26 protein-coding genes are annotated in these 24,872 nt (G+C 48.3%); 19 read left to right on the top strand and 7 right to left on the bottom strand.

The window, feature by feature from the left end; all coding sequences use genetic code 11:
- Window positions 1-75: 75 nt before the first annotated feature.
- The 9 genes from xseA (at window position 76) to spo0A (ending at window position 10,273) form a co-directional block, all read left to right on the top strand.
- Complete coding sequence (xseA, locus tag U2H13_RS11980) at window positions 76-1,422, top strand: exodeoxyribonuclease VII large subunit (protein ID WP_109567070.1); 1,347 nt, start codon at window positions 76-78, stop codon at window positions 1,420-1,422.
- Window positions 1,419-1,673: an exodeoxyribonuclease VII small subunit gene (locus tag U2H13_RS11975; protein WP_007408352.1), complete on the top strand. Its 255-nt coding sequence runs from the start codon at window positions 1,419-1,421 to the stop codon at window positions 1,671-1,673. The genes xseA and U2H13_RS11975 overlap by 4 nt, the downstream gene beginning before the upstream one ends.
- Window positions 1,663-2,553 (top strand): polyprenyl synthetase family protein, encoded by an 891-nt coding sequence (locus U2H13_RS11970; protein ID WP_007408353.1) that lies wholly within the window; start codon window positions 1,663-1,665, stop codon window positions 2,551-2,553. The genes U2H13_RS11975 and U2H13_RS11970 overlap by 11 nt, the downstream gene beginning before the upstream one ends.
- 143 nt (window positions 2,554-2,696) lie before the next feature.
- Window positions 2,697-4,598, top strand: coding sequence for a 1-deoxy-D-xylulose-5-phosphate synthase (dxs, locus tag U2H13_RS11965; RefSeq protein ID WP_160216924.1), 1,902 nt, complete (start codon window positions 2,697-2,699; stop codon window positions 4,596-4,598).
- The gene (locus U2H13_RS11960) at window positions 4,595-5,440 is read left to right on the top strand and encodes a TlyA family RNA methyltransferase (protein ID WP_021494303.1); all 846 of its coding nucleotides are present in this window, start codon (window positions 4,595-4,597) and stop codon (window positions 5,438-5,440) included. The genes dxs and U2H13_RS11960 overlap by 4 nt, the downstream gene beginning before the upstream one ends.
- Window positions 5,441-5,536: 96 nt before the next feature.
- Complete coding sequence (gene ahrC, locus U2H13_RS11955; RefSeq protein WP_003153173.1) at window positions 5,537-5,986, top strand: transcriptional regulator AhrC/ArgR; 450 nt, start codon at window positions 5,537-5,539, stop codon at window positions 5,984-5,986.
- Window positions 5,987-6,017: 31 nt separating this feature from the next.
- Window positions 6,018-7,748 carry a DNA repair protein RecN gene (recN, locus tag U2H13_RS11950; protein ID WP_007408359.1) on the top strand — a complete coding sequence of 577 codons (1,731 nt, stop codon included), beginning with the start codon at window positions 6,018-6,020 and terminating at the stop codon, window positions 7,746-7,748.
- A gap of 163 nt (window positions 7,749-7,911) precedes the next feature.
- Window positions 7,912-9,192 (top strand): SpoIVB peptidase, encoded by a 1,281-nt coding sequence (gene spoIVB / locus U2H13_RS11945; protein ID WP_007408360.1) that lies wholly within the window; start codon window positions 7,912-7,914, stop codon window positions 9,190-9,192.
- Window positions 9,193-9,472: 280 nt separating this feature from the next.
- Window positions 9,473-10,273 (top strand): sporulation transcription factor Spo0A, encoded by an 801-nt coding sequence (gene spo0A, locus U2H13_RS11940; RefSeq protein WP_003153177.1) that lies wholly within the window; start codon window positions 9,473-9,475, stop codon window positions 10,271-10,273.
- Window positions 10,274-10,420: 147 nt separating this feature from the next.
- On the opposite strand, the gene alr is transcribed toward spo0A, so the two are convergent.
- From alr to U2H13_RS11910, 6 genes are all read right to left on the bottom strand, one after another.
- Window positions 10,421-11,602, bottom strand: a complete 1,182-nt coding sequence (alr, locus tag U2H13_RS11935; RefSeq protein WP_021494302.1) for an alanine racemase — start codon at window positions 11,600-11,602, stop codon at window positions 10,421-10,423.
- 174 nt (window positions 11,603-11,776) lie between these two features.
- Window positions 11,777-11,989, bottom strand: a complete 213-nt coding sequence (locus U2H13_RS11930) for a spore germination protein (RefSeq protein ID WP_014418351.1) — start codon at window positions 11,987-11,989, stop codon at window positions 11,777-11,779.
- A gap of 124 nt (window positions 11,990-12,113) precedes the next feature.
- Entirely contained in the window at window positions 12,114-12,326 is a 213-nt protein-coding gene (locus U2H13_RS11925) for a spore germination protein (RefSeq protein ID WP_029973891.1), read from the bottom strand.
- A gap of 126 nt (window positions 12,327-12,452) precedes the next feature.
- On the bottom strand, window positions 12,453-13,571 hold the full coding sequence (locus tag U2H13_RS11920) for an NADH-dependent flavin oxidoreductase (protein WP_025649857.1): 1,119 nt from the start codon (window positions 13,569-13,571) through the stop codon (window positions 12,453-12,455).
- Between the two features lie 93 nt (window positions 13,572-13,664).
- The gene (locus U2H13_RS11915) at window positions 13,665-13,802 is read right to left on the bottom strand and encodes a hypothetical protein (RefSeq protein ID WP_014470646.1); all 138 of its coding nucleotides are present in this window, start codon (window positions 13,800-13,802) and stop codon (window positions 13,665-13,667) included.
- Between the two features lie 296 nt (window positions 13,803-14,098).
- Window positions 14,099-14,731 (bottom strand): helix-turn-helix domain-containing protein, encoded by a 633-nt coding sequence (locus tag U2H13_RS11910; RefSeq protein WP_014418348.1) that lies wholly within the window; start codon window positions 14,729-14,731, stop codon window positions 14,099-14,101.
- A gap of 146 nt (window positions 14,732-14,877) precedes the next feature.
- On the opposite strand from U2H13_RS11910, the gene ytaF reads away from it, so the two are divergent.
- From ytaF to prpB, 10 genes are all read left to right on the top strand, one after another.
- A complete protein-coding gene (gene ytaF, locus U2H13_RS11905; protein WP_017418120.1) occupies window positions 14,878-15,501 on the top strand; it encodes a sporulation membrane protein YtaF in 624 nt (207 codons plus the stop codon).
- 309 nt (window positions 15,502-15,810) lie between these two features.
- Window positions 15,811-16,128 (top strand): hypothetical protein, encoded by a 318-nt coding sequence (locus U2H13_RS11900; protein ID WP_014721488.1) that lies wholly within the window; start codon window positions 15,811-15,813, stop codon window positions 16,126-16,128.
- A gap of 19 nt (window positions 16,129-16,147) precedes the next feature.
- Window positions 16,148-16,774, top strand: coding sequence for an N-acetylmuramoyl-L-alanine amidase (locus U2H13_RS11895; protein ID WP_007612483.1), 627 nt, complete (start codon window positions 16,148-16,150; stop codon window positions 16,772-16,774).
- Window positions 16,775-16,861: 87 nt separating this feature from the next.
- A complete protein-coding gene (locus U2H13_RS11890; RefSeq protein ID WP_014418346.1) occupies window positions 16,862-17,599 on the top strand; it encodes a glycerophosphodiester phosphodiesterase in 738 nt (245 codons plus the stop codon).
- Window positions 17,600-17,740: 141 nt separating this feature from the next.
- A complete protein-coding gene (locus U2H13_RS11885) occupies window positions 17,741-18,922 on the top strand; it encodes an acetyl-CoA C-acetyltransferase (protein WP_154817559.1) in 1,182 nt (393 codons plus the stop codon).
- Between the two features lie 19 nt (window positions 18,923-18,941).
- Window positions 18,942-19,793 carry a 3-hydroxybutyryl-CoA dehydrogenase gene (locus tag U2H13_RS11880; RefSeq protein WP_014721486.1) on the top strand — a complete coding sequence of 284 codons (852 nt, stop codon included), beginning with the start codon at window positions 18,942-18,944 and terminating at the stop codon, window positions 19,791-19,793.
- A gap of 29 nt (window positions 19,794-19,822) precedes the next feature.
- On the top strand, window positions 19,823-20,956 hold the full coding sequence (locus U2H13_RS11875; RefSeq protein WP_376700477.1) for an acyl-CoA dehydrogenase: 1,134 nt from the start codon (window positions 19,823-19,825) through the stop codon (window positions 20,954-20,956).
- 23 nt (window positions 20,957-20,979) lie between these two features.
- Window positions 20,980-22,077 (top strand): citrate synthase, encoded by a 1,098-nt coding sequence (gene mmgD, locus U2H13_RS11870; RefSeq protein WP_007612474.1) that lies wholly within the window; start codon window positions 20,980-20,982, stop codon window positions 22,075-22,077.
- Between the two features lie 25 nt (window positions 22,078-22,102).
- The gene (locus tag U2H13_RS11865; RefSeq protein ID WP_162495990.1) at window positions 22,103-23,530 is read left to right on the top strand and encodes a bifunctional 2-methylcitrate dehydratase/aconitate hydratase; all 1,428 of its coding nucleotides are present in this window, start codon (window positions 22,103-22,105) and stop codon (window positions 23,528-23,530) included.
- Window positions 23,531-23,548: 18 nt separating this feature from the next.
- Window positions 23,549-24,454 (top strand): methylisocitrate lyase, encoded by a 906-nt coding sequence (prpB, locus tag U2H13_RS11860; RefSeq protein ID WP_154817557.1) that lies wholly within the window; start codon window positions 23,549-23,551, stop codon window positions 24,452-24,454.
- Between the two features lie 29 nt (window positions 24,455-24,483).
- Here prpB and U2H13_RS11855 read toward each other — a convergent pair whose 3' ends face one another.
- Window positions 24,484-24,726: a DUF2627 domain-containing protein gene (locus U2H13_RS11855; RefSeq protein WP_014418340.1), complete on the bottom strand. Its 243-nt coding sequence runs from the start codon at window positions 24,724-24,726 to the stop codon at window positions 24,484-24,486.
- Window positions 24,727-24,872 lie beyond the last annotated feature (146 nt).

The following is a 24,872-nucleotide window of genomic DNA, read 5'->3' as shown; positions in this document are numbered from 1 at the left end:
TTCTTAAGGCTCCTTTCAGCCAGAGCGGGTTTTCTTAGTTTAGGGCAAAAAGCCTTTATGAAAGGAGTGCAGGATGTGAGTGAAGCGGCATATGTCACGGTTTCCGCGCTGACCAAATACATTAAACGAAAATTCGATGTGGACCCTCATCTTGAAGACATTTGGATTAAGGGTGAGCTCTCCAATGTTAAAATCCATACGAGAGGCCACATTTATTTTACATTAAAAGATGAGCATGCCCGCATGCAGGCCGTCATGTTTCAGAGGCAAAGTTCGAGGCTTGCGTTTAAGCCCGAGGACGGAATGAAGGTCATCGTAAGAGGCGGCATCTCCGTCTATGAACCGAGCGGAAGCTATCAGCTGTACGCGAAAGAAATGCAGCCGGACGGTGTGGGGGCGCTCTACTTAGCATATGAAGAATTAAAGAAAAAACTTGCCGGCGAAGGGTTGTTTGATGACCGGCATAAGCAGGCCATCCCCGCTTTTCCGGCTACGATCGGGGTCGTCACGTCACCGACGGGAGCAGCCGTCAGAGACGTCATTACCACACTCAAAAGAAGATACCCCCTTGTGAAAGTCATTGTGCTTCCCGCGCTCGTTCAAGGTGAAAATGCCAGCAGATCGATTGTGAAGCGCATTGAAGAAGCCAATGCACAAAAAATGTGTGACGTCCTGATCGTCGGAAGGGGAGGGGGCTCGATCGAAGAATTGTGGGCATTTAACGAAGAAATCGTGGCCCGGGCGATTTTTGCTTCCGCCATTCCGACTATATCAGCCGTCGGACATGAAACAGATTTTACAATCAGTGATTTCGTCGCGGATATCCGGGCGGCAACGCCGACAGGAGCGGCAGAAATCGCCGTTCCCCACACGACGGACTTAATGGAACGGACAAAAACGGCGGAAGTCCGTCTGACAAGAGCGATGCAGCAGCATATCAGCAAGAAAAAAGAACGGGTTCAATCGCTCCAGTCATCCTACGCGTTCCGTTTTCCGAAACGATTGTATACCCAAAAGGAACAGCAGTTTGACCTTTTGTATCAGCAGTTCCAATCACAGCTCACAGGGCTTACGGACATGAAACAAAGGCAGCTGGAGCGGAATACGTACAGATTAACGGCGCTCCACCCTGAAACCCAGCTGAAACAGGCGAAAAAACGGTACGAGGAGCGCTCAAATCAGCTCGCCCGAAGCATGAATGTCCAGCTGAAGCAGCTTCATTCGCAGTTTCAGACGGTTCTTGGTAAACTGAATGCATTAAGTCCCCTTCAGGTGATGGAGAGAGGATACAGTCTGGCCTATAAAGACAAAGAGCTGATCAAAAGCGTTGATCAAGTGGAACAAAATGATACGCTTGAAGTAAAGATGACAGACGGCGTTCTGACGTGTGAAGTATTGCAAAAGAGAGGCGAACGAAAATGACAGAAACCAAAAAAAGTGAAGAGCTGACATTTGAAGAGGCGATGAAAGGCCTTGAAGGCATTGTGGCAAAGCTTGAAGAAGGAGACGTGCCGCTGGAGCAGGCGATTAACTATTTTCAGGAAGGGATGGCTCTTTCAAAAATGTGCCATGAAAAGCTTCAGCATGTCGAAAAGCAAATGGACTTTATTTTAAAAGATAACGGAGAACTTGCACCTTTCAGCGTTCAGGAGGAAGACGAAGGTGACAAATAAACTGGACGCATTTTTAGCATCGCGCAAACAACTGATTGAACAGCAGCTTTCTTTATATACAGAACGGCTTGCGATGCCGGAAACCCTCAAAAAATCTATGCTGTATTCTTTGGAAGCGGGCGGAAAGAGGCTGCGCCCCCTCGTCGTCTTAGCCGTTCTGAATGCTTACGGAAAAGATGAAAAAGACGGGATTCCGGTTGGGTGCGCTGTCGAAATGATTCATACGTATTCTTTAATCCATGATGATCTTCCTTGCATGGACGATGATGATCTGCGCCGGGGAAAGCCCACAAACCATAAAGTCTTCGGAGAAGCGGCGGCCGTATTGGCCGGAGACGGGCTTCTGACAGAAAGCTTTAAATTGATCACATCCCACGTGTCTGAGGCGGTTTCAGCAGAAAAACGCCTCCGTCTCGTCGATGAGCTGATCAGTGCGGCAGGAACGGAAGGAATGGTCGGCGGGCAGGCTGCCGACATGGAAGCGGAACAAAAGCGGATAACGCTTGAGGAGCTGGAATCCATCCACGAGCGGAAAACGGCCAAGCTCCTCGGTTTTTCCGTGACGGCGGGCGCCATTTTGGCAGATGCGCCGGAGGATGAAGTCGAAAAGCTCCGTTTGTTCAGCAGCCATATCGGCATCGGATTTCAAATCAGAGACGACATCCTTGATATTGAAGGGCATGAGGAGAGGATCGGCAAACCGGTCGGCTCAGACACGTCGAACGAAAAATCAACGTATCCGTCGCTTTTAACGCTTGAAGGCGCGAAAGAAAAGCTTGCGTATCATATCAGCGAGGCGAAACAGATCATCAGCGGCCTTTCTCTTCAGAAAGAATTGCTGCATGACCTCTGTGATTTAATCGCGGCGAGAGATCATTAAAAACGGTCCTGATTTGAAGGGGCTGCCGCTCCTATGGTAAAATGTAAGCAGTTTCGATGAAAATACAAAGGGAGTCTTTTTCTTTTTTCAAAAAGACACTGTTTAATTTGCAGAAATTCATGCTGAAAGTGAGTTGATCCGCTTTGGATCTTTTATCAATACAGGACCCGTCATTTCTTAAAAAGATGTCAATTGAAGAGCTGGAAGAGCTGAGTGAGGAGATCCGCAATTTCCTCATCACATCGCTGTCTGCCTCTGGCGGCCATATCGGGCCGAACCTCGGGGTTGTCGAGCTGACAATTGCGCTTCACAAAGAATTTGACAGTCCGAAAGATAAATTTTTATGGGATGTCGGACATCAGTCCTATGTTCATAAACTGTTAACCGGACGCGGCAAGGAGTTTGAAACCTTGCGCCAATATAAAGGGCTTTGCGGTTTCCCGAAACGCAGCGAAAGCGAACATGACGTATGGGAAACAGGCCACAGCTCAACCTCGCTCTCAGGCGCGATGGGAATGGCTGCCGCCCGTGATATTAAAGGATCGAAAGAATATATCATCCCGATTATCGGAGACGGCGCTTTAACCGGAGGAATGGCGCTTGAAGCGCTGAACCATATCGGTGATGAGAAAAAAGACATGATCGTCATCCTGAATGATAATGAGATGAGCATTGCGCCGAACGTCGGGGCGATTCATTCTATGCTGGGACGGCTTCGCACGGCTGGCAAATATCAATGGGTAAAAGACGAGCTTGAATATTTATTTAAGCGCATCCCGGCCGTCGGCGGAAAATTGGCCGCCACAGCTGAACGTATAAAAGACAGCTTAAAATATATGCTGGTGTCAGGCATGTTTTTTGAAGAGCTGGGCTTTACGTATTTAGGCCCGGTTGACGGTCATTCTTACCACGAACTGTTTGAAAACCTGCAATACGCCAAAAAAACGAAAGGCCCTGTCCTGTTACATGTCATTACGAAAAAGGGCAAAGGCTATAAACCGGCTGAGACCGACACAATCGGCACATGGCACGGAACGGGTCCGTATAAAATCAATACGGGTGATTTCGTCAAGCCGAAAGCCGCGGCGCCTTCATGGAGCGGACTTGTCAGCGGCACCGTGCAGGAGCTGGCGCGTGAGGATGACAGAATTGTCGCGATTACACCGGCTATGCCGGTCGGCTCTAAACTGGAAGGGTTTGCGAAAGAATTTCCTGAACGCATGTTTGACGTCGGAATCGCAGAACAGCACGCGGCGACGATGGCGGCTGGAATGGCGCTCCAAGGCATGAAGCCGTTTCTTGCGATTTATTCGACCTTTTTGCAGCGGGCGTACGATCAGGTCGTCCATGACATCTGCCGTCAAAACGCGAATGTATTTATCGGCATTGACCGCGCCGGTTTGGTCGGCGCTGACGGGGAAACGCATCAAGGCGTTTTTGACATCGCCTTTTTGCGGCATATACCGAACCTCGTTTTAATGATGCCGAAGGATGAAAATGAAGGCCGCCATATGGTCAATACAGCCCTTTCCTACGAGGAAGGTCCGATTGCGATGCGCTTCCCGCGCGGAAACGGACTCGGCGTAAAGATGGATAAAGAGCTGAAAACCATTCCGATCGGAACATGGGAAGTGCTCCGTCCCGGAAAAGACGCGGTCATTTTAACATTCGGTACGACCATTGAAATGGCGCTGGAAGCGGCTGAAGAACTGCAAAAAGAAGGCCTGTCCGTGCGTGTCGTGAATGCGCGGTTCATAAAACCGATTGATCAACAAATGATGAAGGCCATTCTTAATGATGGTCTGCCGATTTTAACGATAGAAGAAGCCGTGCTTGAAGGCGGATTCGGCAGCACGATTCTCGAATTCGCTCATGACCTCGGCATGTATCATACACCGATTGACAGAATGGGCATCCCAGACCGGTTTATTGAACACGGCAGCGTAACCGCCCTGCTTGAAGAAATCGGTCTCACGAAGGCTGAGGTTATGAACCGGATCAAACTGCTGATGCCGCCGAAGACACATAAAGGAATTGGATCATGACAGCAAAAAAAGAACGATTAGATGTACTTCTTGTAGAAAAAGGCCTTGCGGAAACGCGGGAAAAAGCGAAACGCGCCATTATGGCGGGCATCGTATACTCAAATGAAAACCGATTGGACAAACCGGGTGAAAAAATCGCCCGGGATCTTCCGTTAACGGTAAAAGGAAACCCTCTTAAATACGTCAGCAGAGGCGGATTAAAGCTTGAAAAAGCCCTGGAAGTGTTTCCTGTCTCGGTAAAAGGCAAAACGATGATTGACATCGGCTCGTCTACAGGGGGATTCACGGATTGCGCCCTCCAAAACGGAGCTGAGCGGTCCTACGCAGTGGATGTCGGCTATAATCAGCTTGCTTGGAAGCTCAGACAGGACGAGAGGGTCGTCGTCATGGAACGGACGAATTTCCGCTATTCTGAGCCTTCCGATTTCACAGAGGGTTTGCCGGAATTTGCGACAATCGATGTTTCTTTCATCTCACTCCGCCTCATTCTGCCGGTTTTAAAAACGCTGCTTGTACCGGGGAGCGATTGTATCGCACTGGTGAAGCCGCAATTTGAAGCTGGACGGGAATCCGTCGGAAAAAAAGGCATTGTCAGAGATCCAGACGTTCATACTGACGTTCTCCGCCGCATGAATCAATTTGCCGCTTCTGAAGGATATACAGTGAAAGGACTGTCCTTCTCACCGATTACAGGGGGAGACGGCAATATTGAGTTTCTGCTTCATTTGGAATGGGGCGGAGAAGACGGAAACGGCGCTGAACTGCCGGAAGAAGACATTCTCCGTACAGTCCGCGAAGCACATGAAACATTAAAAGCCAAAAAGACAGATGTACCGGAATAATAGGGGGCTATTATTCCTTTTTTCTGCCATCATGTACTTTTTATCAAGAAGCGGTTAACATAATGACAAGAACAGCTTGAAAACAGAGGTGCTTACATGACAAAAGGCCAAAGGCATATAAAAATCAGAGAGCTTATTACAAGCCATGAGATTGAAACACAGGATGACTTAGTTGACATGCTGAGAGAAGAAGGGTATAAGGTAACCCAGGCGACTGTTTCCAGAGACATTAAAGAGCTGCATCTCGTAAAGGTGCCGACGAATAACGGCTCCTATAAATACAGCCTGCCGGCGGATCAGCGGTTCAATCCGCTGTCAAAACTGAAGCGTTCATTAATGGATGCGTTCGTAAAAATTGACTCAGCAAGTCATATGATCGTATTAAAAACGATGCCGGGGAATGCTCAGGCAATCGGCGCTCTGATGGATAATCTCGAATGGGAAGAAATCATGGGAACGATCTGCGGAGATGACACGATCTTAATCATCTGCAGGACGCCTGAAGATACGGAAGGCGTACAAAGCCGTCTTTTGGAGCTGCTGTAGCGTAATTATCAGATAAAAGGTGGAATGCTGTTTGTTAGCTGAACTATCAATAAAAAACTTTGCCATTATAGAGGAACTGACGATTTCGTTTGAGCGGGGGCTCACCGTCCTGACGGGAGAAACAGGGGCCGGCAAGTCAATTATTATAGACGCCGTTTCCCTATTAGTCGGCGGCCGCGGCTCGTCTGAATTTGTCCGTTACGGTGAAACAAAGGCCGAGCTTGAAGGACTGTTTCTATTGGACAGCGGTCATCCCGTGTTTGAAGTATGCCGTGAGCAGGGAATAGACGCATCTGACGACATGATTGTCATGAGAAGGGACATCAATGCCGGAGGAAAAAGCGTCTGCCGTGTCAACGGAAAATTAGTGACGATTGCGGCTTTAAGGGAAATCGGCAGACTTTTATTAGATATTCACGGACAGCATGATAACCAGCTGTTAATGGAAGATGACAAACACTTGGAGCTTTTGGACAGGTTTGCGGGCGCTGAGGCCGAATCCGCGCTTCAGGCTTACCATGAAGGCTATGAGCGTTATATGAAGCTGCTCAAAAAAGTGAAGAAGCTGTCAGAAAGCGAGCAGGAAATGGCGCATCGGTTAGACCTGATTCAATTTCAGCTTGAAGAAATCGAGTCGGCGAAGCTTGAATTGAATGAAGACGAGCTTCTACAGGAAGAGCGGAAGCAGATATCCAACTTTGAAAAAATTTATGAATCATTGCAAAACGCCTATAATGCGCTCCGCAGCGAGCAGGGTGGGCTTGACTGGGTCGGAATGGCCTCTGCCCAGCTTGAAGATATTTCGGATATCAATGAACCGCTGCAAAAGCTGTCTGAAAGTGTGTCAAGTTCCTATTATCTGCTGGAGGATGCCACCTTTCAGATGCGCAATCTGTTAGATGATCTGGAATATGACCCGGAACGGCTGAATTTTATTGAAACCCGTTTAAACGAGATTAAACAGCTGAAGCGCAAATACGGAGCGACGGTAGAAGACATTTTGGAATACGGCTCCAAAATAGAAGAGGAAATCGATCAAATCGAGAACCGCGACAGCCACCTTGAAGCGCTGAAGAAGGAACTGGAGTCGGTCGGCAAAGATGTGGCCGTAGAAGCCGCCAATTTATCAAAAATCAGAAAAGCTTGGGCTAAGAAACTGGCGGAAGCGATTCATCAGGAATTAAAAAGTCTGTATATGGGCAAATCAACGTTTGATACGGAATTTCTCGTGAAAACCGATCCGTCAGCCAGTGAAGCACCGGTTGTCAACGGGCAGCCCGTGCAGCTTACCCAAAAGGGGATTGACCTTGTGAAGTTTTTAATTTCAACAAACACCGGTGAGCCTTTAAAACCGCTGTCAAAGGTCGCTTCCGGAGGCGAGCTTTCACGGGTGATGCTGGCGATGAAGAGTATTTTTTCTTCCCAGCAGGATGTCACCTCCATCATCTTTGACGAAGTGGACACCGGTGTAAGCGGGCGGGTTGCCCAAGCCATCGCGGAAAAAATCCATAAAGTATCGACCGGTTCACAGGTGCTCTGCATTACACACCTGCCGCAGGTTGCCGCCATGGCGGATACGCACCTTCTGATCGCAAAAGAATTCAAAGACGGCCGGACGACAACGCATGTCACGCCGCTTTCCAAGCAGGATAAGGTAGCGGAAATCGGCCGTATGATTGCGGGTGTTGAAGTGACCGATCTGACAAAACGGCATGCACAAGAGCTTTTAAAACAGGCCGGACAGGTAAAAACGACAGGATAAGCTGCTGATACAGGCAGCTTATTTTTTTGTTCCATTTCTCTAACAGTGTATCCAATGTTTTTCTTCGTATGCCGGTTATAAATCAAGCGCAGGAAGGCAAAAGTATAGATGTAGCAGAAAAAGAAAGTGGTGTGGGATAGGAGCGAGGAGAGTGAAGGAATGAATGCACGATAACATGAGGAAAGCAATAGGTGTAATTCTCCTTGTTTCTTTACTAAGTGTAGGCTTTTTTAAGCCGTTTAAAGAATATTTACTGATACCGTCAGAAATGAGCGTCTTTGAAAACCAGACTCAGGCCGTTCCGGTCAATGCATCAATAAGCGCTGAAAAGGGCGAATTATCAGAAGCCTTTACGCTGAAAGAAGAGCACGGTCATGCAAACATAACAGGGCAAACACAAGGCCGGTCAGAAGTAGTATATGATCTTGCCGGGTTTCCCATTAAAAAAACGAAAGTGCGTGTCCTTCCAGAATTGAAGGTCATTCCGGGCGGACAGTCCATCGGTGTAAAACTGCATTCAGTCGGTGTTTTGGTCGTCGGTTTTCACCAGGTGATGACAAAGGATGGGAAAAAGTCTCCGGGAGAACAAGCGGGTATTGAATCTGGCGACATCATTATTAAAATGAACGGACATAAAATTGAAAAAATGAGCGACATCGCCCCGTTTATTCAAAAAGCGGGCAAAACCGGTGAATCTTTGGATTTATTGGTGAAACGCGATAAGCAAAAAATCAAAACAAAGCTGATTCCGACAAAGGACGAAGCCGAGGGGAAATATCGAATCGGCCTTTATATCCGCGATTCGGCAGCCGGCATCGGCACCATGACATTTTTTGAACCGAAAACAAAAAAATACGGCGCATTGGGCCACGTCATCTCTGATATGGATACAAAAAAACCGATTGTTGTAGAAGACGGAGAAATCGTCCGTTCTACTGTAACATCGATTGAAAAAGGAAAAGGCGGCAATCCCGGCGAAAAACTGGCAAGGTTTTCGTCAGAACGGAAAACGATCGGCGATATTAACCGCAACAGCCCGTTCGGCATTTTTGGGACACTGCATCAGCCGATTAAAAACAACATTTCCGACAAAGCGCTTCCGATTGCTTTGTCAAATGAAGTAAAAAAAGGACCTGCGCAAATGCTGACGGTTATTGAAAACGATAAAGTAGAGAAATTTGATATTGAAATCGTCAGCACCACGCCGCAAAAATTCCCGGCGACAAAGGGAATGGTGTTGAAGGTGACAGATCCGAAACTGCTGAAAAGAACAGGCGGAATCGTTCAGGGGATGAGCGGAAGCCCGATCATCCAGAACGGAAAGGTCGTCGGAGCCGTAACCCACGTATTTGTCAATGATCCGACAAGCGGCTACGGCGTTCATATCGAATGGATGCTGTCTGAAGCGGGTGTTGATGTTTACGGGAAAGACAAAGCAAGCTGACTGCCGGATGATCCGGCAGTTTTTTTATGTGATGCGTTCTTCACTTCTTTCCTGGATTCATGTAAAATAAGACATGAAGATTTTTCGACAAATTCACGTTTCCTGATTTGTCAAACTTAATTTTTAGTCGAAAAACCTAGAAAATGCTAGAAAAACAAAGATATACCACTATTATTGGTAAATATGGATTTTTTAAAAGGGGAAGTAGTGGTTTTGTCGAATGTAACATGTAGCAGTCAAATGGGTTGCGTCCTGTTAATACATTGGGGGAGGAAGAAACGTGGAGAAAATTAAAGTTTGTGTTGCTGATGATAATCGAGAGCTTGTAAGCCTGTTGAGTGAATATATAGAGGGACAGGATGATATGGAAGTGATCGGTGTTGCTTATAACGGACAGGAATGTCTTTCTTTGTTTAAAGATAAGAATCCCGATGTGCTCGTTTTAGACATTATCATGCCGCATCTGGACGGACTTGCGGTTTTGGAGCGTCTGCGGGAATCAGAGCTCGAGAAGCAGCCGAACGTCATCATGCTGACGGCATTCGGTCAGGAAGACGTTACGAAAAAAGCCGTCGATTTAGGCGCGTCCTATTTCATCCTGAAGCCGTTTGATATGGAAAACCTTGTCGGCCATATCCGCCAGGTAAGCGGAAATGTCAGCAGTGTCACACACCGTGCGCCGTCCGCGCAAAGCAGCATTATCCGCAGCCAGCCGGAGCCGAAGCGGAAAAATCTCGATGCCAGCATTACAAGCATTATCCATGAGATCGGTGTGCCTGCCCATATCAAAGGCTATCTTTATTTGCGGGAAGCCATTTCCATGGTGTATAACGATATTGAACTCCTCGGCAGCATCACAAAAGTCCTTTATCCCGACATCGCCAAAAAATTCAACACGACCGCAAGCCGTGTAGAACGGGCCATCCGCCACGCCATTGAAGTCGCATGGAGCAGGGGAAATATTGATTCCATTTCTTCACTGTTCGGATATACGGTAAGCATGACAAAAGCAAAACCAACCAATTCAGAATTCATCGCGATGGTTGCTGACAAGCTGAGATTGGAGCATAAAGCTTCGTAACAAAGCTTTTGGCTAAATGTCTTTTTCGCGCCTTCTATTCCGTGCATGAACGCGGAATAGAAGGCGTTTTGAAATTTTGCTGACGAAAACAATGGGAATCACCCACGCCGGTACTTGTTTTATACATAAAAGCGGGGTCTATGACGTCTACACATATAATACCGGAGCTGATATTTTAATGATTTTGCCGTCTCTGAAATAAAAGCGGGGGACGCGGCGGCTTAACACAGATAAGACTTCGTAGCTGATCGTACCGAGCATTTCGGCAATTTCATCAACGGAAATCTCGGCTCCTTGTTGTTTACCGTAGATGACGACTTCTTCTCCTTGTTTGCCCTCATTCTCACCTAAACTGACCATGATCATATCCATTGTCACTCTCCCCGCCACCGGCACCCGTCTGCCGCGGTGAAGAATAAACCCGCGGTTGGACAGGGCGCGGGAGTAACCGTCAGCATAGCCGATCGGAATCGTCGCGATGATTTCACCCGGTTCGGCGATATATGTGGCGCCATAACTGACGGTTCGGGGATCTGTCACCATGGCTTTCACATAAGCGATACGCGCCTTTAAACTTAGTGCGGGTGTGAGATCCACGAGGTTCAGTTCCTTTATCGAGGCGGACGGATATAAACCATATAACCCAATGCCTAAACGGATCATGTCGGCGCTGAATTCCGGGAATGCGATAGCGGCGGCTGTATTGCACATATGCACGGTAGGCAGCGTAATGTCCTGATTTTTTAAAAAGCGGAGAAAGCTGATAAACTTTTCATGCTGCAGCATCGTCAGCTCAGTGTCCGGTTCATCCGCTGTTGAAAAATGTGTAAAGATGCCATCCCATGATAGGTATGTACTCGACTTGAGTGCTTTCACCACTGCTAAAAGTTCTTCTTCCGTACGCACACCCAGCCGGCCCATTCCGGTATCCACATTGATATGAATGGACAGCCGTTTCGAATCTGCTTCTTTTTCCAATATCCGATTCGCTTTTTTGATCCAGCTGACCTGAAACGCTGATAATGTTATGTTCCAAACGGCAGATTTTTTCACACAGCTGAGAGCTGTGAAGCCGAGCACAAGAATAGGTGCCGTAATTCCCGCTCTCCGTAACACAATTCCCTCTTCGACGCTGGCGACAGCGAGCTCGCTCGCCCCGCTTTCCAGTGCCTGCCGCGCTACTTCCACAGACCCGTGGCCATAAGCGTTCGCTTTTACGACGGCCATAATTTTAGACGTATTCGGAATATGGCGGCGAATCGCCCGTACGTTCTTTTTTATCGCATCAAGGTCAACTTCAATCCAAACTTCCCGGCAAAGTTTTTTCATCACGATTCCTTCTTTCCTTAATGAGATTCAGTACTCGCTTTCAATCTGCATTCTATTCATCTTGAACTGAAATCATTCAAAACAAGGGAAGGTGATCGCTGATGTTTAAAAATCTAGCTTTCGGGAAATCAGTGAGCCTGCTTTATTTATGCTGAAAGGGCTGCTTGTCAGCCCTTAAATTGACTTTACAATATTCTGATCTGAAAATTGATGTTCAAACATTTTGGTGTGGCTCACAGCATTGTTTTGAATGACAATGCCGATATTTCCCCCTCCGGCACCGAAAACGGTTTTTGATGCAGTCAGCGGACTGATGGATATGGCGCCGCCAACATTGACAACTCCGTTTCCTGATACGTTGTTTATCGTAATCGGGCAACCGCTCATTCTATTTTTTCTCCTTTCTCTCACAGTCTACTAACTATATGTACGCTGTGATATGGAATAAGATTAAACAAAACGGCAAAAAGAATCCGGCTGCTGCCAGCCGGAAAGGGAGGGAAATACGATGTCATAGTGTTTTCGTTACATTTTGATCAGAGTATTGAGAGCTTGAAGATTGAGATGTACTGGATTGATTCATTTGCAGGACCAACCCTGTATTTCCCCCTCCTGAGCCGTAGACGGTTTTTGATACGGTTAAAGGACTTATCGAAAACGCACCGCCGACATTGACAACCCCGTTTCCGGAAAGACTGTTAATCGTAATAGGAAAACCAGCCATCATATACGGTCTCCTTTCTATTAATCTATTTACTATATGTACGCTGTGTGTTAGAAATAGGAGTAAACAAAGCGGTAAAAACTTGTGAATCAAAAAAACTGCCGGACATCCGGCAGTTTTTTTAGTCTACTTTTCAAACGGCACCCAGCCGCCTGTATTCTGAATCATTTCCCATAACGGTTCAGGAAGTCGGTATTTCTCAATTTCAGATGCTTGAATGGCTTTTTCGATTTCCTGTTCGCGGCCTTCTTTGACCAGCACCGCCCATTCGGGGTTAATCAAAATGACACGTCCCAGAGCCACCAGCGGAATTCCGCTTTCTAATACGGCAAGCGCTTCGTCCGCGGTATAGATGGAACCGACGGCCATCAGCGGCACTTTATGGCCGACGCGTTCGTTTAATAAGTCCATCCGGGTCCGTGAAGTATCCGCCCCGCGGCGGGCTTTGGAATTGACATCCATCAGTGAAATATGCAGATAATCCAAGTTCTCTTCCGCAAGCGCGTCGGCGAGCATGAATGTTTCTTTCATTGTAAGCCCCGGTGTTTCCGGCTCTTCCGGTGACAGGCGGTAGCCGAGAACGAATGGATTTTCAGCGTGTGTATCAATTGCCTGTTTGACAGCGTTAACGACTGCAAGCGGGAACGCAAGGCGCTTTTCATCGCTTCCGCCCCAGCGGTCTGTGCGCCGGTTTGTTTTCGGTGAATAAAATTGGTGAATCAGGTACCCGTTTGCCCCGTGAATTTCAACACCGTCAAAGCCGGCTTCAATCGCTCTGCGTGTCGCTTCGCCGAATGCTTTCACGATGTGCTCAATTTCTTGTTCGGTGAGAGCCCGGGACGTTTGTCTCCCGTCTTCTTCTGAGCCGCTCGGACTGACGACGTCGTTGTTTGGCACGAGTTCAGGAGGGCATTCCAATCCTCCGTGGTGAATCTGCACAACGGCTTTCGCTCCTTGAGACTGGATCGCCTGAGCGAGTTTTTTCAAGCCGGGAATGTGAGAATCATCATAGATGCCGGGCTGGCCTGGAAACGCTTTGCCGTCTGGCGTTACGTTTGCACATGCCGTAATGACCATGCCCATTTCTTTTGAACGGGGAGTAATGTAGCTTAATTCACGGTCGGAAATCGTTCCGTCATCATTTGATGAATAGTGTGTCATGGGTGCGACTGAAATACGGTTTGGTATGGTGACGCCGCTTTCGAACGTAAAAGGTTCAAACAGCGGTTTATAAGTTTGCTTCATCATTTCGCCTTCTTCCTTAGGAGTTTAACTCGTCCGTATTCTAGCTTATGTTTTAATTGTGTGCAATTATTTTGCTTGTTCTTCTTCCTGAGGTTATGACCGGCTGAACCATTTAAACGAATGAAACGGTTTTCTCCGTTCCTTTTCAGGATCTTTATATCCTCCTGAAATTTGATGGCCGATCGAGCTGAATATGACAGCGGCGGCGAAGAGGAGAATGATTTTTTTCATATGCATATCTTCTTTCTTATCTTTTACAAGGTTATTTATAAGCATACGCTTGTGCGAAAAAACCGTCAATTTGTTTTTATTTATTCTTTTTTCCACTTTCCTGCGGCGAATATCGTTCCGATCTGAATCACAACACTTAACAGAGCGCACACTGCCACAACTGTGTTGCTGTCCATAGAAGACACCCTCCTTTTTGTTAGGTTGATGTATCATATGACAGCTGTCTCTGTTTTGACAAAACCGTAATGCGGTGTTTCATATTTTTCAACACAAAAAGGGCGCTTTTTTAAGCGCCTTTACTTTTTTTTCAGCCGGTTCAAAGCGATTTGAACGGCGATGGCATCATCCAGGTAGCCGATCGGAAACATGTAATCCGGAATGACGTCGGTCGCTAAAATATAATACAGCAGCGCGCTCCCGAGAATCGCGCGGTCTTCAGCCGGTGTTGATTCATCCATATACTGATGATGCATGTTTTTCAAATGATCAATAAAAGGGCCGACGCTTTCTTCATTGTCCATTTTCTTTTGAAACTCATCGCAAATCAGGCGATGGCCCTGCTGGGTTTTGGCATATTGTTCATATCTGGTCAGTTCGCGCTCAATTTGCTCCCGGGAAAAAGGCTGATCAAACATCTCGGCCATATTCAGCATATCCTGAATCGCGTGCATCGGGTCTTGCGGCGCAGCTTCTTTTTCATGGCCGATGTCTATGCCTGACGCCTCAAGCAATTCCTCCAGCGGGGTGCGGAGATGTTTTGAAAATTCCTGAAGATGCTTTAAATTGGCCTTCTGCTTGCCGTTTATAATCCGGGAGATGGTGGCCGTATCAATGTTTGTTAAGGCGCCGAGTTTTCTCATGGAGAGCGAGTGCTTATCAAGCAGTGATTTTAAAAGGGGCCCCAGTGTCTTATTTTTATTTTCTGTCAAGGGTGTCACCTCGTTTCCGCCGGAATGATGATCATTAATCAATAATTTTTGCAGAAAAGGTACCTTTTCTGTGCGGCTGAATAGGATAGTGTAGATTCAACGGCACAACATGTTGAAAAGAAATCAAAGAATGGAGAGAAACGAACATGGCTTGGTTATTGATTTTAGGTTTGGCAGTGTCCTCGAGCATTGATAATTTAGGAGTGGGGATGTCATACGGCATCAGAAAAATCAAAATATCGCATGCGTCGAATATGATGATCGCTTTTATCTGTTTTGTATTCAGTTATATCGGAATTTATTTCGGCAAATGGATTTCAGCCGTTTTACCGGGCTTTCTTCCTGTATTGCTGGCGGCGTTTATTTTATCTGTCATCGGTATCCGCATCATTCTGCTGGCTGTGCCGAGAAAAACAGCGCGTGTTGGCGCGTCAGGAAAAAAAGGCCGTTTTGCCGGTCTGCTGCAAAATCCGGAGGCAGCGGATGCCGACGGTTCGGGAGAAATCGGTATATTGGAATCCATGGTTCTCGGGGTGGCCGTATCCGCAAATGCGCTGACCAACGGATTAAGCGCGGGGTTGATCGGGCTTTCTCCCGCTGCCATTTCCATCACTGCGGCGGTCGGAAGCTTTTTGACCATATGGGTCGGCTGCTCGCTTGGAAAAAAAGCCGCATCATTGCGCATCGGTTCTTTTCACGTCGGACAGTTCAGCACGGTGCTGAGCGGAGTGATTATTCTCATCATTGCCGCCAATACGCTGCTCTTTTAAGTTGTCCCGTTCATTTTATGAAAAGCTCAAAATAAATATGAATGTTTCTATTCGGGAGAGCGCATGACGCGGCTCTCTTTTTTTTGCCGATCTGATATTTTTTCAAAATGAACAGAAAGTCGTCCGTTTCCGTTAAATTCTGCATATTCGGCCTTCAGACAGAACCTTTTTCATAGACTGATCAGCTTGTTTTCTTTCTAAGTTCAGGTAAACAGCAGGTCAGATAGCCTTCATTCCAAATATGGAAAAGCGCTGGAGGAATGAAGGCTCCCTTTACAAATCGGCCATTCTGTTCAAAGATAAAGCCGAATGAGAAAACGTGAGGTGATCTGTGTGAAGTCTGTCATACTTCTGATCTTCACCGCATGGCTGTTATCAGGCTGCGAGTATACCGCGGAGGCTGATGCGGCGCCGTCATTTACACAGGAAGGAACATTTATAAAAGCGGCCGGAAACGATACAATCGCGGTCGAAATTGACGGAGAAAGGCAAGAGGTGAAGGTGCCTTTCGCCAAGCGGTTTGAATGTCAGTCTCTGCCTGAACATACGGCGGTGCAAATCACCTATAAAAAAGAGAGCAACGGACAATTACGGCTTGAGGAACTGAAAAAAGAAACAGATATGTGAAAACGGGGAGGAAAAAAACGTGGGTTTACTGACAAAAAGCGCTGCTGCCTTCGGTGCCGCTCTGCTTCTGCTTGCGCCGTCTGCTTATGCAGCTGAACCTTTGCAAGGGAAAACCATTTATATCGATGCCGGACATGGCGGAGAAGACAGCGGGGCCGGCGGAAATGGACTGCTTGAGAAAAACATCAATTTAGCGGTGTCAAACAAGGTGATCGCCAAATTGGAGACAGAAGGCGCAAAACCTGTAGCTTCAAGGACTGACGATACTTTTTTACGTTTGGACGAGCGGGTGGCGAAAGCAAGCGCCAGCCAATCCGATTTATTCGTCAGCCTCCATACGAATTCAGCCGTATCAACGGCATCGGGCACGGAAACGTATTTTAATTCGACATATGAAGGCGCAGACAGCGAAAGGCTTGCTTCCGACATCCAGCAGCAGCTTGTCACGTCTTTAGGGATGAGGGACAGAGGCGTAAAAGAAGCTCCTTTTTATGTCATTACATATTCAAAGATGCCGAGTGTGCTGGCTGAATTAGGTTTTATCACAAATCCTCAAGATGCGGACAAGCTGAAAAGCGATAACGGACAAGAGCACGCCGCGGACGCCGTTGTAAACGGAATCGAAACCTATTACAGCGGCCGGTAATTATAAAATATGTGTAAATAGCGCCCTCCTTATGTGCATAACGATTATAATAGAGAAAACCGATGACAAACACCTGAGGTGACACATATGACGAATATTTTTGCCCACCGGGGGGCGTCGGGCGACTGCCCGGAAAATACGATGCCCGCGTTCAAAAAAGCGATTGAGGACGGGGCTGACGGAATTGAACTTGATGTACAGATGACAAAAGACGGCCGGATCGTGGTCATTCACGATGAAACCCTCGACCGCACGACGTCTTTGAAAGGATTTGTGAAAGATACGGCGTATGACAAAATCAGAACCGCCGATGCCGCCGGAAAATGGAAAGATGCTTTTAAAGGTGTCAGAATTCCGCTTTTGTCAGATGTGCTGCGTTTTGCGGAACGTGCTGATTTTCTGATAAACATTGAGCTGAAAAACAGTGTATTCCGTTACGAAGGAATGGAAGAAGAAGTGATTAAAAAAGTCAGATATTACGGACTGGAAAAGCGCGTTATTTTTTCTTCATTTAATCATGAGAGTCTCGCGGTTTGCCACGCCCTGGCGCCTGAAATTGAACGGGCGGTGCTGACAATGGATGTGCTGTACCGGCCTGAACGGTATCTTGCAGCCATTCCCGCTTCGGGTTATCATCCGAAGCTCGGTACGCCGGCGGTCAGCGCTGAAGTGATCACACATCTTGCAAAACACCAAGCGGCGCTCCGTCCGTTCACCGTCAATCGTCCTGAGGATATGAAGCAGCTGATGAAAGCGGGAGCAGACGCGATTTTTACCGATTATCCAAAGCTGGCTGTTTCTATAAAAGAAGAATGCCGCAGCTGAGAAGACTGTTCAGACAGTCTTCTTTTTTTTATGGGCGGGAAAAAGGCGGTGCAATCATAACTCGGTCAGCCGGTTCATATATTGTAACAGGGCGTTTTGTGTAAGCGTTATCTTTTATCTTATTGAAAGTGAGGCAAAATTGTGGGAAAAACGGTTATCGTCAGTGCGGCAAGAACGCCGTTCGGAAAATTCGGCGGCGCATTAAAAGAGGTAAAGGCAGCCGAGCTTGGCGGCATTGCCATAAAAGAAGCAATCAAGCGCGCCGCTATCAGTGAAAGCGAAGCGGAAGGAGCGGTGATGGGAATGGTCGTCCAGGCGGGTGCCGGGCAGATTCCGGCACGGCAGGCTGCAAGATATGCCGGGCTTCCATGGTCCGTTCCGGCTGAAACCATTAATAAGGTCTGTGCATCAGGGCTCAGGGCCGTTACCATCTGTGATCAAATGATCCGGGCGAAAGATGCGGACGTGCTGATTGCAGGCGGAATGGAAAGCATGAGCAACATTCCGTACGCCATTCCGGCCGGCCGCTGGGGTGTGAGGATGGGGGACGGGGTGTTTCAGGATTTAATGGTTCATGACGGGCTGACCTGTGCGTTCGACCAGGTGCATATGGCTGTCCACGGAAGCACTGCGGCCAAAAAGTACGGCATTTCCCGGAATGAACAGGATCATTACGCTCTTTTGAGCCAGAAACGCGCGGCTGAGGCGGCCGAGGCGGGCAAATTGCGTGAAGAAATCGTCCCCGTCACCTGGACCGGTAAAAAGGGCAAACAGCATACTGTTGAAGCGGATGAGGGGCTGCGCCCTGATACGAGCCTTGAGCAGCTCGCAGCGCTCAAGCCTATTTTTACAGCCGACGGAACGGTTACAGCCGGAAACGCTCCCGGTGTAAATGACGGGGCCGGAGCATTTGTGCTGATGTCAGAGGAAAAAGCCGTAAAGCAGCATGTCAGGCCGCTCGCAGCGATACTTGGCTTTGCGTCAGTCGGACTGGAAGCGTCCGAGCTGGCAAGCGCCCCGGGAGAGGCCATCAGCCGGCTCTTGACAAAAACCGGACTGTCCGTTGACGATATTGATTTGTTTGAAGTAAATGAAGCATTTGCGTCCGTCGTGCTCGTGAGTGAAAAAATAGCCGGGTTCAGCCGGGAAAAAGTGAATGTAAACGGAGGGGCGATTGCGTTCGGCCACCCGATCGGCGCAAGCGGAGCGAGAATCATCATGAGTTTAATATACGAATTAAAGCGTCGCGGAGGAGGTTTAGGCATAGCGGCTATATGCAGCGGAGCGGCTCAAGGAGATGCCGTCCTGCTGGAGGTGTACTGATCAAAGGAGGGAGCGCCGGATGAAGATGAAAACAATCATGGTCGCAGGTGCCGGTCAGATGGGAGCAGGCATCGCTCAGACGGCTGCAGAAGCCGGGTTTGCCGTCAAGTTATACGATTGGGAGCCGGAAACGGTAAAAAAGGGTCTTCACCGCATAAAGGCAAACCTGGAGAAAGAGCAGGCAAAAGGACGGAAGTCACAGCAGGAGACAGATGCCGTTTTCAGCCGTATTTCTCCGGCAGAGCTCACAGAAGCGGGAGATGCTGATTTTGTAATTGAAGCCATTGCCGAAAACAAAAAAGCAAAAGCGGAATTGTTTGACACACTTGATAAAATCTGTCCCTCTCATGCCGTATTGGCAAGCAATACGTCTTCTCTTCCCATTACGGAGCTTGCCGCGGCCACAAAAAGGCCTGAAAAAGTAATCGGCATGCATTTTATGAATCCGGTTCCTGTCATGGAGCTTGTCGAAGTCATCAGAGGACTCGCCACATCGGAAGAAACAGCGGAAACAGTAAAGAAGCTTGCCGTCCGGATGAATAAAACCCCTGTCGAAGTCAATGACTTCCCGGGCTTTATATCTAATCGCATATTAATGCCGATGATTAACGAAGCCGTTTATTGCCTTTACGAAGGAGCAGCTTCAAAGGAAGCGATTGATGAGGTGATGAAGCTCGGCATGCGGCATCCGATGGGTCCTTTAACATTAGCTGACTTCATCGGTCTAGATACGTGCCTTTCCATTATGGAGGTTCTCTATGCGGGGCTCGGAGATCCGAAATACCGCCCATGCCCTCTGCTCAGAAAATATGTCAGCGCCGGCTGGCTCGGCAAAAAAAGCGGGCGCGGTTTTTATGAGTACGGCAGATGACGTAAAGATCATGAGGGGAGACGGCAGCCATGCATTTTACAGAAGAGCACATCATGATGAGAAAAATGGTGCGTGATTTTGCCCGAAAGGAAATCGCGCCGATGGTTGAGCTCATGGAATCAACAGATGAATTTCCGGAGCGGCTGATTAAAAAAATGGGCGAAGCGGGATTGATGGGCATTCCCGTCCCGGAAGCTTACGGCGGGGCGGGTGCTGATACAACATCTTACATTTTAGCGATTCATGAAATATCAAAAGTCAGCGCGGCCGTCGGCGTCATTTTATCCGTCCACACATCGGTAGGGACAATCCCGATTTTGCATTTCGGGACAGAAGCCCAAAAACAAACGTATATTCCGAAGCTGGCAGCGGGCGAATATATTGGGGCATTTGCGCTTACTGAGCCTCAATCCGGATCTGATGCGGGAAGCCTGAAAACAACGGCTGTGCGAAAAGGCGGTTCATATATTCTGAACGGTTCAAAAATCTTTATTACAAACGGCGGAGCGGCAGATCTGTATCTGACATTCGCCATAACCGATCCGGGTAAGGGGAGAAAGGGGATTTCCGCGTTTATCGTTGAAAAAAACACACCCGGTTTTTCTATCGGAAAAAAAGAAAAAAAGCTCGGATTGTTAGGTTCCAATACTGTCGAATTGCAGTTTGACCAAGCGGAAATTCCGATTGAAAACCGGCTCGGCGAAGAGGGCGAAGGCTTTTCAATCGCCATGAAAAACCTTGACGTCGGACGGATCGGCATAGCGGCTCAGGCGCTCGGGATTATCGAAGCGGCGCTCGGCTGCTCGGTGGAGTACGCCAAAACCCGCAGCCAGTTCGGCAGACCCATCGCTTCGAATCAGGCCGTTTCATTTAAATTATCTGACATGGCGACGAATGCGGAAGCTGCCAAATTATTGGTCTATCATGCTGCTGATCTGTATCAGCGAGGGCTTCCGTGCGGAAAAGAAGCATCTATGGCGAAGCAATTCGCGTCCGATGCGGCGATGAAAGCGGCGGTGGAGGCTGTGCAGATTCACGGCGGCTACGGCTATATGAAAGAATATCCCGCGGAGCGTTTATTTCGGGATGCGAAAGTCACGCAAATCTATGAAGGAACCAATGAGATTCAAAGGCTGATTATTTCTAAGTATCTTCTTCAATAAAAAGTGCGCAAAGGAGCGAAACCATGGAATCTTATTCTCCCGGTTTAGATGGCGTCATTGCGGTGGAAACGGGGATTTCTTTCCTGGATACACAGCAGGGCAGTATTTTAATCAAAGGCCACGATCTGATTGAGCTTTCTAAAACGGCCGGCTATATGGACATTGTTCATCTCTTATTGGAAGACAGACTTCCTGATGCGAAAGAGAAGGCGGCGCTTGAAGAAGACGTTCGGCGCGGCGGACACCTTCCCGAGGAAATCTTGCACATATGCCGTCTGCTGCCCGAACATACTCACCCGATGGACGGACTGAGGACGGGTTTGTCCGCCCTTGGAGGCTTTGACAAGGACATCGATGACCGTTCATCTTCCGTAAATCAGCACCGCGTACGCGGACTGATAGGCAAAATGCCGAATCTGACGGTCAACAGCTATCGAGTCATCAACGGGCTGGAGCCTTTGGCGCCGGTCGGAACCTTATCATACAGCGCAAACTTTTTATATATGATTACCGGAAAAACGCCGTCATCTTTGGAAGAAGAAATCTTCGACCGGTCGCTTCTTTTATACAGTGAGCATGAATTGCCGAACTCAACGTTTACGGCCCGTGTCATTGCTTCGACGCAATCGGATATTTACGGCGCGCTGACCGGAGCCGTCGCCTCGCTTAAAGGAAATCTTCACGGCGGCGCGAACGAAGCGGTTATGTACATGCTTGAAGAAGCGAAGGATACAGACGGGTTTACGCAATTGTTAACTCAAAAACTCGCAAACAAAGAAAAAATCATGGGCTTCGGCCACCGTGTCTACATGAAAAAAATGGACCCGAGGGCGCTCATGATGAAAGAAGCGTTAAAAAAGCTGTCTGATCTTTCAGGTGATTTCCGTCTTTATAATATGTGTGAAGCTGGCGAAACCGTCATGAGGGAGAAAAAAGGCCTTTATCCGAATTTAGATTACTACGCAGCGCCGGTCTATTACATGCTTGGCATCCCGATCCCGCTGTACACGCCTATATTCTTCAGTGCACGGACGGTCGGACTGTGCGCCCACGTTATTGAACAGCACAGCCGAAACCGGCTTTTCCGCCCGCGTGTCCGCTACACCGGAGCGCGCCTGTAAACAGATGAGAAAGGAAGATGAAAACATGACAGAACCCCGCCGAATGGACGCTGTAATCGAAGAGATTTCTGACTACGTGCTCCATCAGGAGATTGACAGTTCAGAAGCATTCACTACGGCAGGACATGTGCTTCTTGATACGATAGGCTGCGGAATTTTGGCGCTCAGCTATCCCGAATGTACAAAGCTGCTCGGCCCGATTGTCCCGGGAACCTCCGTGCCCAACGGCAGCAGAGTCCCGGGCACGCCTTTTGTTTTAGACCCGGTCACGGCTGCTTTTAATATCGGCTGTATCAACAGGTGGCTCGATTATAATGATACGTGGCTTGCTGCGGAATGGGGTCATCCGTCTGACAATCTCGGAGGCATATTAGCTTGTGCGGATTATATATCCAGAGTGCGGATTTCAGAAGGGAAAGAACCGCTTACCGTGCGCGATGTGCTTTGCGCAATGATCAAAGCGCACGAAATTCAAGGGATTCTCGCTTTGGAAAACAGCTTAAACAGAGTGGGGCTTGACCATGTGCTGTTTGTGAAAGTGGCGACTGCGGCTGTTTGCGCGCAAATGCTGGGCGGATCAAGAGAGGAAATCAATAACGCCGTATCTCACGCTTGGATTGATAATTCAAGCCTCAGAACGTATCGTCATGCGCCGAACACCGGATCACGCAAATCATGGGCGGCCGGCGACGCGACGAGCAGAGGCGTATATTTGGCCCTTATGGCGCAAAAAGGTGAAATGGGGTACCCGACGGCCCTGACTGCATCTGGGTGGGGATTTCAAGACGTACTGTTTAACCGGCAGGAAATGAAGCTTGCCCGCCCGCTTGGGTCCTATGTGATGGAGAATGTTTTATTTAAAGTATCCTACCCGGCTGAATTTCACGCCCAGACAGCGGCGGAATGCGCGGTCCGGCTTCATCCGGAGGTGAAAGACCGCATTGAAGACATTGATAGGATCACGATTATGACCCATGAGTCGGCAATCCGGATTATCGATAAAAAAGGGCCGCTTCACAATCCGGCTGACCGGGATCACTGCCTCCAGTATATTACGGCAATCGGGCTGCTTTTCGGAGATATCACGGCGGATCATTATGAAGAGGAAACGGCGTCTGACCCGCGAATTGATACATTGCGGAGCAAAATGGAGGTGACGGAACACAAAGCGTACTCAAAAGATTACTTAGACCCGAATAAGCGATCCATATCAAATGCCGTACAGGTGCATTTTACAGACGGCACGGCTACGGGACGGATTGAATGTGAATACCCGCTCGGACACCGGTTCCGCAGAAAAGAAGCCGTTCCGAAGATTCTTGCCAAGTTTTCAGCAAACATCAGCACTCATTTTTCATTGAAGCAGCAGCGAAAAATCGAAGAGGCCTGCGAACATAGCGGCCGAATGCAGAAGCTCAGCGTTAGTGAATTTATGGACTTATTTCTCGTATAAAATAGGAGGGTGACAAACATGACGTGGATCGTCAGCGAGCAGTCGTCTCAAGAGGAGCTTGCAGAGCGGTTCCGTACGCTGATGGCAGCGCCGGATCTATTGCAGATCCCCGGCGCTCACGATGCGATGGCCGCTCTTATCGCTAAGAAAACGGGGTTTTCGGCTCTTTATTTATCAGGCGCGGCTTACACGGCGAGCAGAGGGCTGCCCGATTTAGGGATCATCACGTCGGCGGAAATGGCTGAACGGGTTAAAGATCTGGTCCGCTCGTCTGATCTGCCCGTCCTTGTCGATATTGACACGGGTTTCGGAGGAGTGCTGAATGCCGCCCGGACGGCGAAAGAAATGTATGAAGCGCGCGCGGCCGCCGTCCAGATGGAGGATCAGCGCCTGCCGAAAAAATGCGGACATCTGAATGGGAAGCAGCTCGTGCCGATTGAAGAAATGGCGCAAAAAATCCAAGCGGTCAAGCGGGCCGCGCCGACCCTTCTTGTTGTTGCGAGAACAGACGCCAGACAGCAGGAAGGGCTGGAGGGGGCATTAACAAGGGCGTCCGCTTATATAAAAGCGGGTGCTGACGCTGTTTTTCCAGAAGCGCTCCAATCCGAAAGTGAATTCAGAGCGTTTTCCAAACAAATCAGTGTGCCGATTCTCGCAAACATGACTGAATTCGGAAAAACGCCGTATTACAGTGCTGATAAATTTTCCGATATGGGCTGTCAGATGGTCATTTACCCGGTCACGTCACTCAGAACGGCGGCCAAGGCTTTTGAGCGTATTTTCCGCCTTCTGAAAGAAGAAGGCTCGCAAAAAGAGGGGCTTTCAGATATGCAGACGAGAAAAGAATTATATGAAACGATCGCTTACGATGACTATGAAGAACTGGATCAATCCATTGCCAAAACGATACTGCCGGACGACTGAAAAAGCCCTTTTTTTTGCAAGGGCTTTTTTTACAGCTTTTTTTTCCTGAACCGCGGGCTGACTTGATTGCGTTTCCGATCTCTGTACAAAATAAACCCGGCCAGAACATAAAGGCCGAACAAAAAAAACGCCAATCCGGCCGCCCCCTGAAGAAAAAGGGACGGAAACGGGGAAAACACATGCCCGAATAATGCATCTCTCATCAGCTTAATGCCGAGCGCCGCGACAGCGCCGGGGAGGACCAGAATCAAAAGCGCAACAAGCCGGCTCATATTCAGAAAACCCCTTTACGATATGTTTTCCTTTATTGTCCAATCGAAAAAATATTTTGTCAAGAGATCAAAACGTGGTAACATAGGGGTTGTGCAAATTATTGCAACGGAAAATACAGGTGTGCAAATTTTTTCATATAAAGGGG

The organism is Bacillus sp. A1 (assembly GCF_042296235.1).
Classification (GTDB): domain Bacteria; phylum Bacillota; class Bacilli; order Bacillales; family Bacillaceae; genus Bacillus; species Bacillus velezensis.
The sequence above is the reverse complement of the archived record's forward strand: the minus strand, read 5'-3'. Positions and strand labels throughout refer to the sequence as shown.

What these genes read in the sequence shown, in the direction of transcription:
- U2H13_RS11890 (WP_014418346.1), top strand. Translation starts at nt 16,862, where the DNA reads ATGACGAATATTTTTGCCCACCGGGGGGCGTCGGGCGACTGCCCGGAA.
- U2H13_RS11930 (WP_014418351.1), bottom strand. Translation starts at nt 11,989, where the DNA reads ATGAGCGGTTGCCCGATTACGATAAACAACGTATCAGGAAACGGAGTT.
- U2H13_RS11925 (WP_029973891.1), bottom strand. Translation starts at nt 12,326, where the DNA reads ATGGCTGGTTTTCCTATTACGATTAACAGTCTTTCCGGAAACGGGGTT.
- U2H13_RS11960 (WP_021494303.1), top strand. Translation starts at nt 4,595, where the DNA reads ATGACAGCAAAAAAAGAACGATTAGATGTACTTCTTGTAGAAAAAGGC.
- U2H13_RS11975 (WP_007408352.1), top strand. Translation starts at nt 1,419, where the DNA reads ATGACAGAAACCAAAAAAAGTGAAGAGCTGACATTTGAAGAGGCGATG.
- prpB (WP_154817557.1), top strand. Translation starts at nt 23,549, where the DNA reads ATGACGTGGATCGTCAGCGAGCAGTCGTCTCAAGAGGAGCTTGCAGAG.
- U2H13_RS11880 (WP_014721486.1), top strand. Translation starts at nt 18,942, where the DNA reads ATGAAGATGAAAACAATCATGGTCGCAGGTGCCGGTCAGATGGGAGCA.
- U2H13_RS11900 (WP_014721488.1), top strand. Translation starts at nt 15,811, where the DNA reads ATGAGAAAACGTGAGGTGATCTGTGTGAAGTCTGTCATACTTCTGATC.
- spoIVB (WP_007408360.1), top strand. Translation starts at nt 7,912, where the DNA reads ATGCACGATAACATGAGGAAAGCAATAGGTGTAATTCTCCTTGTTTCT.
- U2H13_RS11855 (WP_014418340.1), bottom strand. Translation starts at nt 24,726, where the DNA reads ATGAGCCGGCTTGTTGCGCTTTTGATTCTGGTCCTCCCCGGCGCTGTC.
- ahrC (WP_003153173.1), top strand. Translation starts at nt 5,537, where the DNA reads ATGACAAAAGGCCAAAGGCATATAAAAATCAGAGAGCTTATTACAAGC.
- mmgD (WP_007612474.1), top strand. Translation starts at nt 20,980, where the DNA reads ATGGAATCTTATTCTCCCGGTTTAGATGGCGTCATTGCGGTGGAAACG.
- U2H13_RS11920 (WP_025649857.1), bottom strand. Translation starts at nt 13,571, where the DNA reads ATGAAGCAAACTTATAAACCGCTGTTTGAACCTTTTACGTTCGAAAGC.
- ytaF (WP_017418120.1), top strand. Translation starts at nt 14,878, where the DNA reads ATGGCTTGGTTATTGATTTTAGGTTTGGCAGTGTCCTCGAGCATTGAT.
- U2H13_RS11865 (WP_162495990.1), top strand. Translation starts at nt 22,103, where the DNA reads ATGACAGAACCCCGCCGAATGGACGCTGTAATCGAAGAGATTTCTGAC.
- U2H13_RS11875 (WP_376700477.1), top strand. Translation starts at nt 19,823, where the DNA reads ATGCATTTTACAGAAGAGCACATCATGATGAGAAAAATGGTGCGTGAT.
- U2H13_RS11915 (WP_014470646.1), bottom strand. Translation starts at nt 13,802, where the DNA reads ATGAAAAAAATCATTCTCCTCTTCGCCGCCGCTGTCATATTCAGCTCG.
- alr (WP_021494302.1), bottom strand. Translation starts at nt 11,602, where the DNA reads ATGAAAAAACTTTGCCGGGAAGTTTGGATTGAAGTTGACCTTGATGCG.